We start from the raw sequence: 12,735 nt of genomic DNA on the forward strand, positions 1-12,735 counted from the left end.
CGCGGCTCATATAGTTTCATAGAAAAGTACCTCTACGTTGATTACAGGACAATGCTTTCTATCAAAATCCTTCATAGCCGGTTCTTTTATCTGCCGATATCTTACTTTCAATCCGATTTATAAAAATGGAACTTCCTGTTCGAACTTTAAAACTCCCAGTTCACCTGTGAATATGTCCACTTGAACCTATTCTCCGTTTAACACCCACGCCGCCCCACATACATTTGTTGCAACAAAAGAAATCAGATCGTAAAATCTAAAACAAAAAAGAAATGAAGACAAAAATAACAACAATCCTTATGGTAGCGACATGCGCACTATGTATTCCTACAATTACAAATGCACAGGGCAGCATAGCAAAAACGGAAAGCGTAAAATCAGAAATTGGTATCAGACCTTATAAGATCAATATTCCACAGGCTAAACTTGATGAACTGAAAAGACGTATTTCGGAGACCCGGTTTCCAGATAGCGAAACGGTAAACGATGAATCACAGGGCATACAACTAGCCCAGTTAAAAGAACTGATCAATTATTGGGGAAATGGCTATGACTGGCGTAAGCTTGAAAACAAACTGAACGCGCTGCCACAGTTTGTCACCAAGATTGATGGACTTGACATACAGTTTATCCACGTGCGTTCAAAGGAAAAAGGTGCCTTACCCCTTATCCTTACACATGGATGGCCAGGATCACCCTTGGAATTTATTGATGCTATAGGCCCACTGACAGATCCCGTCAAATACGGTGGTAAAGCTGAAGATGCCTTTGATGTTATCATTCCCGCAATTCCAGGATATGGATTTTCCGAAATCCCTAAAGAACTTGGCTGGAACCCTGACCGTGTTGCCAAAGCCTGGGATATTTTGGTAAAACGTCTGGGCTACACAAAATATGTTTCTCAAGGTGGAGACCATGGGTCTGTAATCTCCGACGCGCTTGCCAGACAGGCTCCTTCGGGGCTATTGGGTATCCACCTAACCATGCCGGCCACAATCCCTGCAGACCTAGTAAAACCAATCAACGCCGGTGATCCCGCTCCGACAAGTCTTTCTCCAGAAGAAACAAAGGCTTATAATTCAATGCGCACTTTCTTTGGCAGAAACGCAGCGTATGGCGGGATGATGGTGACTAGGCCACAAACTACAGGCTATTTGCTTTCTGATTCTCCAACTGCACTAGCAGCGTTTTTATACGAAAAGATCGCTGAGTGGTCAGAAAGTAACCTCCAGCCAGAAAAGGTAATTAGCCGCGATGCGATCCTTGACGATATAACTTTGTATTGGCTAACCAATACCGGAGCATCCTCGTCCCGCTTTTACTGGGAAAATAATAACAACAATTTCAGTTCCGAACATCAGCAAACAAAGCGCATAAAAATTCCTGTAGCTATTTCAGTATTTCCGCATGAAATCTATCAAGCACCAGAAAGCTGGTCGAGAGCGGCTTATCCTTCTTTATACTATTATCATATCGCACCAAAAGGTGGGCACTTTGCGGCATGGGAACAGCCGGAGCTCTTCACCCAGGAAATGAGGAAAGCTTTTAAAACGCTACGGGATCAACTGTGATGATTTTCCTTTATGTTCCAAACTGTCCATTTCAGGGCTTAGAACGTCTATTTCAAGCAGTTTACAGTGGCAGCGAGAGCATAATTCCGGTCTATTTGTAAAAAGAATTTAAGGTTTAACAATTAAAAATATAGAAATGAACAGATTAGCAATTTTAGTAGTGACCGTTCTAATGATGTTCTGCTCACATTCAAAAGGACAGACCTTATCCGGTCAGGTGACATGGGAATGCACACTTAAAAGGAAATCCCCCGAAGAAGGAGAAATCCGGATGAAGGCCAGGATCGCTCCGGGATGGCATATGTATGCACTGGGCAACAGCCCCCAGAGCCCGATCAAGATGAATTTTAAATTCGAGCCTGACAGATCTTACCAATTGGTGGGAAATGTGAGCCAGCCCAGCCCACTGTTGAAGTTTGATAAACTTCTGGGCATGCCAGTTACCTATTTTGAAAATGAGGTCGAGTTCGGTCAGAAGATCAGATTAAAGGGCAAAAATGGAACAATCCGGGGAACCATTCAGTTTATGCAGTGCAGCGATCAGGTATGTGTTCCGCCACAGGATTTCGGCTTCTCCCTAAAAATCTTCAACTAACAACAAACTATAAACAGCTTAAAAATTTAGATCATGAAATCAATAAAAGAAATACTATACGTTTTGAGCCTGCCTTTGATCATTGCCCTGATCATGGCCTTCAAGGGTATCAATGATGATAAAAACCTGCAAAAGATCAAAAGCAGCAACTCCGACAAAAGCTTCGCCGTGGTCGAGCTCTTTACCTCAGAAGGTTGCTGGAGTTGCCCTTCCGCAGATGAGCTTATTGCAAAACTTGAGAGGGATAACCTGAATAAAAAACTTTATATCATGGCCTTTCATGTCGATTACTGGGATCATCAGGGATGGAAAGATCGCTTCAGCAAAAGCAGTTTTACCGAAAGACAGAAACAGTACGCCACATGGATGAATCTAAGTACCTTATATACCCCCCAGATGGTCATCAATGGCAAACAGGAAATGGTCGGATCGGAAACAGGCAAAGTCATCAGCGGCATCCAGTCCGCGATGCTAGAACAACATACTGAAACCCTTGCTTTAAAAGTATTGAAAGTCGAAGGCAAAAATATCCAGGTCGCTTATGTATCATCCTCTAGCTCCAAAAATTCGGACATCTTGGTCGCTCTTGTCCAGAAACACGCTTCCTCTCAGGTATCTGCGGGAGAGAACGCCGGAAAAGCCCTCTCCCATGTGCAGGTTGTACGCGAGCTGAAGAGCATGGGCACTAAAGCCCAGGACAGTTTCTCTTTTAAACTTCCGGAAACCGGTCATGCATGGGAAATCATCGCTTTCGAGCAGGACAAGAAATCCGGAGAAATACGAGCTGCCACAAGCATAAACCTTTAGGAAATAGATTGTCCACTTCGGGGATCCAAAAGAAGAATTCAACCTGCAATATGTCCGGTCCAACTGTTTTGAGCTTCCCTAGGGTAGTACTTTACCTTAATTTTAACATAACAAAAGAGCAAAGATCATGAAACTCCTAAAGCGAATCCAACTGATACCCACCATATTCATCTGCATTGTGGTCGGTCTTATCGCCCTTCAATTTTTCAATAGAACCATTGAACAAAAAGCTGTAACCGGACATATCAGAAATGTACCTAAACAGGTCCAGCTTATCCTAGAACGTTCCTGTTTCAACTGCCATTCCAATGAGCAGCGGCTATCGTTCTTTGATAAAATTGCCCCGGTATCGTGGATCGTGAACAGGGATATTAACCGTGCACGGGAAGTGATGAATTTTTCCGAGTGGGATAAGCTCTCCGATGCGGAACAGAAAGGTAAATTTTATGCCATTTACAATATGGTAAACGCGGGTAAGATGCCCCTGCCTTCCTATGCGCTCACACATCCGGACTCAAAACTATCTGCTGTTGAAGTAGCGACTATAAAACAGTATGCCCTTTCGCTATCCGCAAAAGATGGTTTGCTACCTGCACATAAGGGTATTACGAACGTATTAGAAATAACAGCTGCCCTTGCCCCGGTATCACCGAACGGAATCCCGTACAATGCCGATTTTAAGAACTGGAAAGTGATCGGGATGAGCACGCTTATCGACAATACAATACGCGTGATTTACGGAAATGACATCGCCGTCCGCGCTATCGAAGAGGAAAACTTCCACCCCTGGCCCAATGGCAGTGCAGTGGCCAAGGCGGTTTTTAAACAGACCCGAAAATCCAATGGAGATATCGTGCCCGGAGATTTCGTGAACATGCAGTACATGGTAAAAGACGGAAAAACATATAAGGAAACCGAAGGCTGGGGTTTTGCGAAATTCAATGGTCAAGATTTAAAACCTACCGGAAAGACCGCATTGTTTGCTCAACAGTCCTGTATCAGCTGTCATAGGCAGCTCGCAGAATCGACGGGTTACCTGTTCAATGTTCCACCGAAAGTGAACTCCAAAAGAATGATCCAGCAATATTTAAAAACTGTCCAAAAATGAAAAAGATCTTATCCGTACTATTTCTATGTAGTTTAATCTTCGACTCATGCAGCAAGAACATATCAGATAAAGAGAATGGAAAAATACGGTTCATGTTTGAACCCGGCGAACTGAAATTTATCTCATCATCTTTTAATACCGACAGGCAGACGATGTCGGCATTATACGGCAATAAGGAAGCCCTGTCCCTCCTGGAAGGAGCCCGACATAGTCACGACCGCGTTTCTCTCAAGCTTGTTACCTATAAAATTATGGAAGATCCGCAATATTTTGGGAGTAAAGTAAACGGTGAACTCTTGCGTGTAGAGACGGTAAAAGCCGGCGACGATGGCAAACTGGACTATACCACAGAATATGGTGAAATACCCTCCGGGGAATCCAGAGGGCAGCGTATTGCCGACATAATGGACACTGATCCCGTAAATTTTCCATAATGATAGCTTCAACTCAATAATTTAAAATCGACAAAAAACAGATCCAATGAATACAATAGCAAATTTTGGCAAAAAGGTGATTTTCACCCTCTCGTTATCCCTGCTTGTCACAGCAGGTGCATCATTAGTCCACGCCCAACAGCTTTCTCAGGATAAACATGCTCAGGCTGACAACACCATAGACTCCGCATTTCAGCATACAAAAAAAATAAAGGCAGGACTGCTTGATATAGGCTACGCAGAGGTCGGTCCAAAAACCGGGAAGCCCGTTATACTGCTCCATGGATGGCCATACGATATTCACAGTTTTGAAAAATCCGCTGAATTACTTGCAGCAAAAGGATACTGGGTACTTGTGCCCTATCTCCGGGGTTATGGAACAACAACCTTTATTTCGCCAAAGACTGTACGTAACGGACAGCAGTCCGCTGTGGCGCTCGATATCATCGTCTTCATGGATGCCCTGAAAATAGATAAAGCTGTTATTGGAGGCTTTGACTGGGGTGCCAGGACTGCCGATATCATGGCTGCCCTCTGGCCGGAGCGTGTTTCTGCGCTGGTAGCTGTAAGCGGGTATCTGATCGGAAGCCCCAAAGCAAATGAAATCCCACTTCCACCGGCTGCTGAATTCTTGTGGTGGTACCAGTACTATTTCTCAACGGAGCGGGGTTACAAAGGTTACAAAGCAAATACAGCGGCTTTTAACAAACTAATTTGGAAAACAGCCTCCCCGAAATGGTTTTTTGATGAGGAAACCTATCAGCGCTCGGCCAAATCGTTTGAAAATCCTGACCATGTTGCTATCGTGATCCATAATTATCGCTGGCGGTTGGGGCTGGCTCCCGGAGAGAAACAGTACGACGAACTTGAAGCAAAGCTCGCCAAATCACCGGATATCACCGTACCGACCGTGACGCTGGAAGGTGATGCCAACGGTGCGGCGTTTCCACTCCCTGAAAACTATGCTTCCAAATATAAAGGAAAGTACAAACACCATAACCTGACGGGTGGGATCGGACACAACCTACCACAGGAAGCTCCCAAAGAATTTGCGGATGCCATTATTGAGGCCGACTCGCTTTCTAAATAATAAAGAAATTAATCACAAAAAATATTATGAAAAATTCAACATACAAAAAGATTTATTTTACAGGAAGTATCCTGATATCAATATGGTTTGGGCTCAGCGGATTTTTTGAACTGACACATAACCCTGCAGTATGGGACATCACACAAAAATTAGGCTATCCAGCGCATTTTATATACATTCTCGGCGTATTCAAGATTTTGGGTGTTATCATATTATTGATCCCAAATAGATTTCAAAGGCTTAAGGAATGGGTTTTCGCAGGTATGTATTTTGACATTATTTTTGCGTTCTTCTCAAAAATTGCCGTTCTTGAACCTTCTTCCGTCATCGATACATGCATTGCCATTACTATACTTTCAGTTACCTATTTTTCATTTAATAGGATAAATCATGTCATTTATATAACAAAAGATCTAAATACTTAAATTACAAGTATCAGGTATTTAGATATAAAACATTTTTCGCTAATTTGCTGGCATTTCAAACAGCCCGAAATACCAGCAAATTATATAAAACATTATCAGCTTAACAACGGTGAGCAAAGTATGAAGACACCTTTTTATATATCCCATAAACTAATCTGGATCAGTTCAATATCATTGGGTATACTAACATCTATCCCAAAGATTGTAGACCATAATTTTATTCTTTCTGAGGGTATTGCCGACTTTGGTGTAACCACGGGTTTTGCCCTTTTGATCTGGTACTACAATATCCATTCGATACCAGCCTATACAAAGAAAACAGGCCGCAAAAATGTGATATCACCTCAACTTTTCAGAGGTTTAGGGGTTGGTTTGGTATTGATGTTCGTACTTTCCTCAATACAGTATTACATCCTTTCACATCTCAATTTTGGTCCTAAAATGCTGATGTATGAGGTCAGAGGTGTACTCATCAACCTGACTTTCTATATGTTTATACATCTCCTATACCAGACTTATCTCAACCAGCAGGTGGTACGGGAGCTCGAGCGTTCGATGTCCGCTAACCTCGCAGCACAGTATGAGCTCTTAAAACAGCAGGTAAATCCGCATTTTCTGTTCAACAGTCTCAACACGTTAAAATACATGGTGGAAAGCAATGACACGCAGTCAGCGGAATTTATCATCAAGCTTGCTGATTTTTACAGGTTTACTTTGGGCAGCCTCAAACTGAACCTACTTCCACTCGGAGAGGAGCTACAGATCATGGACTCCTATATTTACCTATTAAAAGCACGTTTTGAGGAAGGTTTAGTTGTTTCAATGAATCTAGGACGTGAAATTTATGGAAGTTTTATTCCTCCTTTTACATTGCAGCTCTTGGTAGAGAACTGCATTAAACATAATATAGTTTCACTTGAGAAACCCCTACATATATCCATTGGGCAGGAAGGTAATTACCTTATTGTCAGCAATAATATACAGCCCAGGAAAATATCGGAACCTTCTACCGGTTTAGGACTTGAAAATATCAACCAGCGTTATCTTCATCTATCCGAAAAGGAGATCAGTATCCTAATGGATACTGAAACATTTACTATAAAACTTCCCATTATATATGAACATACTAATAATTGAGGACGAGATTAAAGCTGCCCGTTCCCTCGAGAACCTGATATTGAAACTTCGTCCAGAGTCTAAGATCATGGCAAAGATCCAGAGCGTTGAAGGAGCTATAGATTACCTCTCTGACAGCGCCAGCCCGGATCTTATCTTTATGGATATACAACTTTCTGACGGAATCAGTTTTGATATATTCAAGTCGGTAAAGGTTGTATGTCCTGTCATCTTTTGCACAGCATTTGGTGAATACGCAATGGAGGCTATAAAAGAGAACGGAATTGATTATCTACTTAAACCCTTCTCAGAAACAGACCTAAAAAACGCTTTTGAAAAGGTAGATAATTTCAAGAATTTCTTTCAGAAAACCACCGAAAATCATCTTGTTGAACTGATCCAGAAGATCAGTGGCGAAGACAATAAAAAGAAGAGCTTTCTCGTGTTCAAAAACAATAAGTACATGACGGTGAAGACAGAAGATATTGCTTTTATCTATATTAACTACACCTCTCCGACCATGGTGACTTTTAAGGGTGAGCATTTTGATCTCAGTCAATCCCTGGATCAGCTGGCTACCCAATTATCTGGCAAAGATTTTTTTCGGCTGAACAGACAGTATTTAATCAGTTTTTCGGCCGTTAAAGAGGTTGAACATTATTTCGCCAGGAAGCTATATGTCAAATTGACTGTCCCCACAGACGATAAGCTGCTTATAGGCAAAGAAAAGACCGCCCAGTTCCTCAGTTGGCTGGAAGATCGTTAAGATTGAAATGATTTGAATAAAAAATGGAAGGCTAAGCCTTCCGTTTTTTTATTATTATCCTATGTCTCGTCCTGAAATATCGATACACAAAAAAAATCGTTATGGAAGAAGGAACAAATTATGTAAAGCGGACTCAGCGTGATTACACTTTAACATTGAAGCTGAATGTCGTTAAAGAGATTGAATCGGGGAAATTGACACTCTCCCAAGCACAAAAACAGTATGGCATCCAGGGAGATAGCACTATTCGCAATTGGTTAAAAAAATATGGTAACTTTGATTGGGAGAATCAAATACCATCCAATATGGCAAAGTCACCAGAACAGCGCATTTTAGAACTTGAAGCCAAAGTCAGACTGCTGGAGAAGCAAAAGGCTCAACTTGAGCATCAGAATCACATCGCTGATTCCAAAGCGATCATCTTTGACATGATGATCGATATTGCAGAAAAAGAATATAAAATCGACGTAAGAAAAAACTTGAAACCCGCGCAATCAATCGTTTCCGGCAAGAAAAACAAGAAAGCCTAAGTTTTACTTGTGGATTGTTCGGGTTAGACAGGCAGGTGTATTATCGAAGGATCAAACGTATAGCCAGGAGCCAGGGTATAGCCGAGAAAATTGTGGACTTAGTTCATGAAATACGCACTACCCAGCCAAGAATAGGTACACGGAAACTTTACCATATGTTGGCAAGGGAGCTACGGGCATTAAAGGTGGGTAGAGACAAATTCTTTGATATTTTACGCGCCAACCATTTGTTAATTACACGTAAAAGAAGCTATCATACGACCACTATGTCACATCATAGATTTAGAAAATATCCGAATATTATTAAAGAAGTGGCTGTTTGCCGTCCCAATCAGGTTTGGGTAAGTGATATCACTTATATAGGAAAGCGAGAAAACCCCTGTTACCTGAGTTTGGTTACAGATGCCTATTCGAAGAAAATTGTTGGCTTTGAGGTCTCACAGACCATGTGCACACCGCATGTTGTAAAAGCACTAAAAATGGCACAAAAACAAAGAAAAACAAACGAGCCGTTAATCCATCATTCCGACAGAGGAGTACAATATTGTGCAGAAGAATACCAATATTACCTAAGCAAGTACCAGCTCAGTTGCAGTATGACAGAAAACTCTGATCCTTATGAAAATGCCATCGCTGAACGAATCAATGGTATACTCAAACAAGAGTTCATGATTGATACCTATCATTTAGATCTACATTTGATGAAGCAGATCGTAGCTGAAGCAATCGATATCTATAATAATGACAGACCACATTGGTCTAATCATATGCTAACTCCAAATCAGATGCACATGAAATCAAACATGAACTTCAGAACTTATAAAACAAAAAACAGTAGCAACCTATCGGCTACTACTGTTTAAATTATTTATTTTTAATCACTGAAAACCTGTATCGATTTTTCAGGACTAGTCACTATTTAAAAAAAAGACATGGAAAGCACACTTAAGCTATTTTGAGCTATTATCATCAAAAATTTTATAAGTCCTTTGCATCATCAAACAACGCAAAAAGACAATACGCCCCACTCATTTGGCCTAAGAGCTTTTTCTTAGTCTGTTATTAATTACATGTTTAATTATCCCCGTGCCAATTACAGTAGTCCCTTCTCTAAATTCAAATTTCATTTTTTCCGTCAGCTGGTTCGAGAAATAATCAACAGAAGAAATTTTTATTACAGCTTCAACAGTGTCACCAGGGAAAACAAGACTCCTATCAATAAACATTTGTTGTCCAGAAGCGTGCATTTCATCAAAGTCAAATTTTATCTGTGGGCGATAACCAGTTTTGGCTGCAGTTTTTCGTCCACCTTGTTCCGTTGTCTTGTAAGTTAATATAGCAATGAAGTCAGCACTTGAATTGTCCAATTCCATTCTATTGTTATAAAAATACTCCCAAGCGAAACTCCCGATTTCTCCACCAGTCAATTCCCTTCCATTTTCATCTTCAATTTTATAATTTTCTTGTCGCTCGCCAATTTGACCTTCTCCATCAAGACCCAATAAAGTTGAATAAAAGGCATCTCTCAAAACTACATTCAATATTTGTCTTATTTTTTCAGTTTTCTCTTCGTCAAGTTTTAGGTCTGCAATTAGTTTAGAAACCTAAGACTTGCTGTTGGAATTTAAATATAAGTCAAGGAGTGATTTTCGTTCTAAATAGAACATCTTTACAAATTCTTTAGGTGTCATTTTTTCTGTTGCGTCTGTTAAGTTAGGCCTGCGGTAATGCTCAAATATACACAATTTGCCAAATTAGAAAATAGATTCATGCCCCCTTTTAACGTGATATCCGCCAATAGGTTTTAAACAAACTAGCTATTTTTCAATTCTATATTCAAAATATAAGTAGTATTGATCAAGTTTAAGTAGACCAATAAAGGAGCGCTTACAACTTTATTTATAAAAAAGTAACGGAACAGCATTAAGCTTGATTTTGCTTTATTGTTCCTTCACTTGGAATTACCGTCTATAAATTCTCTTTAAAAAAAGGAATAACTTTTTTCAATGCCTGTTTAACCGGTTCAGGTTTGTCATAGAGGTCATAATGAGACCACCCCTCAACAACAACCAATTCTTTCCTTTTTGAGGCTGCACGACCATAAATTTCCTGTCCATCACGATAGGCTCCTAAACCGCCCGGTTTATCACCAATTACTATCAACAAAGGCTGTGTAAGTAGCGTCTCGGCATTACTAAAAGCATCCCAGTCCACAGCAGCTGCTCTGTGCGAAAATAATGCACTGGTATAACCATGAGGCTGTGCACCACGTAAAGTTTTATAATAATCTGTAGCTTGCAATACATCAATATCTGTAATGCCTGCTTTTCTACCGTCTTCCACAGATGAAGGCAATAGTTCGTCTACCCTGAATTGAGCTCCGCGGGATTCTGCGGTACGTTGTTTGGCCATTAATTCCAGTGCACCAATCGGATCATATCCAGCAAACCCTTCACGGCAAAGGCGTCCAAAGTTTACCCCTGTGATGCTTACTACTGCCTTTAAACGGCGTTCTGTTTTAGCAGCACTGATGGAGTATCCGCCACCCCCGCAAATACCCAATACGCCAATTCGGTTCTCATCGACAAAACCTAGTGTTGCCAAATAATCACAGGCATACCTATAATCTTCCACCCGGAAAGACGGATCTTCTGTAAAACGGGGTTCGCCACCGCTTTCCCCTTGAAATGAAGCATCCGGAACCAATACGATAAACCCTGCATCTGCGATAGCCTGTCCGTATACATTACCCGAAGTCTGCTCTTTACAGCTTCCTATAGGATGGGTACTGATAACGGTTGGAGATTTTTTATTTTCCTCAAAATCAGGTGGAAATAATAAATCTGCTGCTATATCCCAATATAAGGCTTTGAATTTTACTGACTTTTTCATTCTATCAACTTTTATTTGAATTACAATTTTTCAGAGAAGAAAGGTACCAATTGAGAAATTGCTTCATTCACATAATTTTCTCTGTCATAAAGAGACATATGGTTTGCTCCTTCTATCACATATTTTGTCTTATCTGAAGTTGCGGCAATTTTTAATAGATCATCACTCATCCAGGCACTTCCCGCAACACTCCCTACAATCGCCAATAAAGGTTGTGTGAAAAATGCTTCAGCTTTATTATAAGCATCATAAGTAATAATCTGCGTCAAGCTTCTTAATGTTGCCCATCCCGGCGCGGTAGGATATTGACAACGATCTGTATGATAATATTCCCACGCTTCTCTCAATTCCTCATTGGGAGCATCTTCCTCTTTCATTGGAGCCAAGGGCATAATTTGCGATCCTTCTTTTGCATCGTTGGTTCTGGCATTTGCGCCGGCCAACAAATAAGGCATTGCATCGGCATCTTTTACACTGTTTTCCCATCCATTACGGAACATAGACCCAATATTGACAGCGCTCACCATTCCAACTGCTTTGATACGATGGTCATTAATCGCAGCATTTGCCGTGTAACCTGCTCCTGCACAGATACCCATTGCTCCTATTTTCTCTGCATCTACATAAGAAAGTGTGGTCAAATAATCTATTACTGCACTGACGTCTTCTGTCCTGGTGTAAGGATTTTCCAACTGGCGAGGTTCACCTGTGCTTTCTCCCTGATATGAAGCATCATAAGCTATAGCAATCAAACCTTTTTCCGATAATTTTTTTGCGTACAATCCGGAGGCTTGTTCTTTTACACCACCACCGGGATGGGAGACAACTACGACTGCATATTTTTTATTTTCATCAAACCCTTCAGGGAAATTAATAATAGCCGATAAGGTAATTCCTTGTCCGTTTCCGTTATTGATACTGATCTTTTGTTGTGACATGATATTTTCTTTTTTAAATTAAACGTCTTGTTATTTTGATAAGACAAAGTTAAATACAGCTTCCTACTTGGAACGTAGACAGATTACTCGAAAACGGACACATTTTACTGATTTGTAATTAGAGCAAAAAAAAGCAACCTTTTTAGGTTGCTCTGAATTATATTAACAATTACATTTCCCTAAATACTTTTGGGGATAAACCTGTTTTCTTACGGAAAAATCGTGCAAAATAATTAGGGTAATCAAAACCCAAACTATACGAAATTTCACTGATAGATAGTGAAGTGTTTTTAAGTTTGTCTTTTGCCTGGTTTAGAACAAAATTATGGATATGTTCGATCGGTGATTCTCCCGTAAAATGCTTGATCAAATCTCCAAAATAGTTGGGTGAAAGATTGGCTTTCTGGCAAAATATGCAACAGAAGGGAGACCTGCAATTCCATCACTGTTCGCAAAATACTGC

General features: G+C 40.7%; 15 protein-coding genes. 11 read left to right on the forward strand and 4 right to left on the reverse strand.

What is annotated here, in order from left to right; all coding sequences use genetic code 11:
• The first annotated feature begins 272 nt into the window (after positions 1–272).
• From ACLCDV_RS13695 to ACLCDV_RS13745, 11 genes are all read left to right on the forward strand, one after another.
• The gene (locus ACLCDV_RS13695; RefSeq protein ID WP_411971413.1) at positions 273–1,571 is read left to right on the forward strand and encodes an epoxide hydrolase family protein; all 1,299 of its coding nucleotides are present in this window, start codon (positions 273–275) and stop codon (positions 1,569–1,571) included.
• 136 nt (positions 1,572–1,707) lie between these two features.
• A complete protein-coding gene (locus ACLCDV_RS13700; RefSeq protein WP_411971414.1) occupies positions 1,708–2,166 on the forward strand; it encodes a protein-disulfide reductase DsbD N-terminal domain-containing protein in 459 nt (152 codons plus the stop codon).
• Between the two features lie 33 nt (positions 2,167–2,199).
• Positions 2,200–2,973, forward strand: a complete 774-nt coding sequence (locus ACLCDV_RS13705; protein ID WP_411971415.1) for a DUF1223 domain-containing protein — start codon at positions 2,200–2,202, stop codon at positions 2,971–2,973.
• Positions 2,974–3,100: 127 nt separating this feature from the next.
• Complete coding sequence (locus ACLCDV_RS13710) at positions 3,101–4,081, forward strand: heme-binding domain-containing protein (protein WP_411971416.1); 981 nt, start codon at positions 3,101–3,103, stop codon at positions 4,079–4,081.
• Entirely contained in the window at positions 4,078–4,515 is a 438-nt protein-coding gene (locus ACLCDV_RS13715; protein ID WP_411971417.1) for a hypothetical protein, read from the forward strand. The genes ACLCDV_RS13710 and ACLCDV_RS13715 overlap by 4 nt, the downstream gene beginning before the upstream one ends.
• Before the next feature lie 46 nt (positions 4,516–4,561).
• Positions 4,562–5,605, forward strand: a complete 1,044-nt coding sequence (locus ACLCDV_RS13720; RefSeq protein ID WP_411971418.1) for an alpha/beta hydrolase — start codon at positions 4,562–4,564, stop codon at positions 5,603–5,605.
• 26 nt (positions 5,606–5,631) lie between these two features.
• Complete coding sequence (locus ACLCDV_RS13725) at positions 5,632–6,030, forward strand: DoxX family protein (RefSeq protein ID WP_411971419.1); 399 nt, start codon at positions 5,632–5,634, stop codon at positions 6,028–6,030.
• Positions 6,031–6,150: 120 nt separating this feature from the next.
• On the forward strand, positions 6,151–7,167 hold the full coding sequence (locus ACLCDV_RS13730) for a sensor histidine kinase (protein ID WP_411971420.1): 1,017 nt from the start codon (positions 6,151–6,153) through the stop codon (positions 7,165–7,167).
• On the forward strand, positions 7,148–7,912 hold the full coding sequence (locus ACLCDV_RS13735; RefSeq protein WP_333575326.1) for a LytTR family DNA-binding domain-containing protein: 765 nt from the start codon (positions 7,148–7,150) through the stop codon (positions 7,910–7,912). The genes ACLCDV_RS13730 and ACLCDV_RS13735 overlap by 20 nt, the downstream gene beginning before the upstream one ends.
• Positions 7,913–8,013: 101 nt before the next feature.
• Positions 8,014–8,442, forward strand: coding sequence for a helix-turn-helix domain-containing protein (locus tag ACLCDV_RS13740; RefSeq protein WP_289011629.1), 429 nt, complete (start codon positions 8,014–8,016; stop codon positions 8,440–8,442).
• 14 nt (positions 8,443–8,456) lie between these two features.
• Positions 8,457–9,305, forward strand: coding sequence for an IS3 family transposase (locus ACLCDV_RS13745; RefSeq protein ID WP_411971421.1), 849 nt, complete (start codon positions 8,457–8,459; stop codon positions 9,303–9,305).
• A 174-nt stretch (positions 9,306–9,479) separates the two neighbouring features.
• Here ACLCDV_RS13745 and ACLCDV_RS13750 read toward each other — a convergent pair whose 3' ends face one another.
• The 4 genes from ACLCDV_RS13750 to ACLCDV_RS13765 form a co-directional block, all read right to left on the reverse strand.
• Positions 9,480–9,983, reverse strand: a complete 504-nt coding sequence (locus ACLCDV_RS13750; protein ID WP_411971422.1) for a hypothetical protein — start codon at positions 9,981–9,983, stop codon at positions 9,480–9,482.
• Positions 9,984–10,410: 427 nt separating this feature from the next.
• Complete coding sequence (locus ACLCDV_RS13755) at positions 10,411–11,334, reverse strand: alpha/beta hydrolase (RefSeq protein ID WP_411971423.1); 924 nt, start codon at positions 11,332–11,334, stop codon at positions 10,411–10,413.
• 20 nt (positions 11,335–11,354) lie between these two features.
• Complete coding sequence (locus ACLCDV_RS13760; RefSeq protein WP_411971424.1) at positions 11,355–12,272, reverse strand: alpha/beta hydrolase; 918 nt, start codon at positions 12,270–12,272, stop codon at positions 11,355–11,357.
• Positions 12,273–12,441: 169 nt separating this feature from the next.
• The gene (locus tag ACLCDV_RS13765; RefSeq protein WP_411567708.1) at positions 12,442–12,687 is read right to left on the reverse strand and encodes a helix-turn-helix domain-containing protein; all 246 of its coding nucleotides are present in this window, start codon (positions 12,685–12,687) and stop codon (positions 12,442–12,444) included.
• Positions 12,688–12,735 lie beyond the last annotated feature (48 nt).

It is taken from the genome of Sphingobacterium sp. Lzh-3 (assembly GCF_046764375.1).
GTDB lineage: Bacteria > Bacteroidota > Bacteroidia > Sphingobacteriales > Sphingobacteriaceae > Sphingobacterium.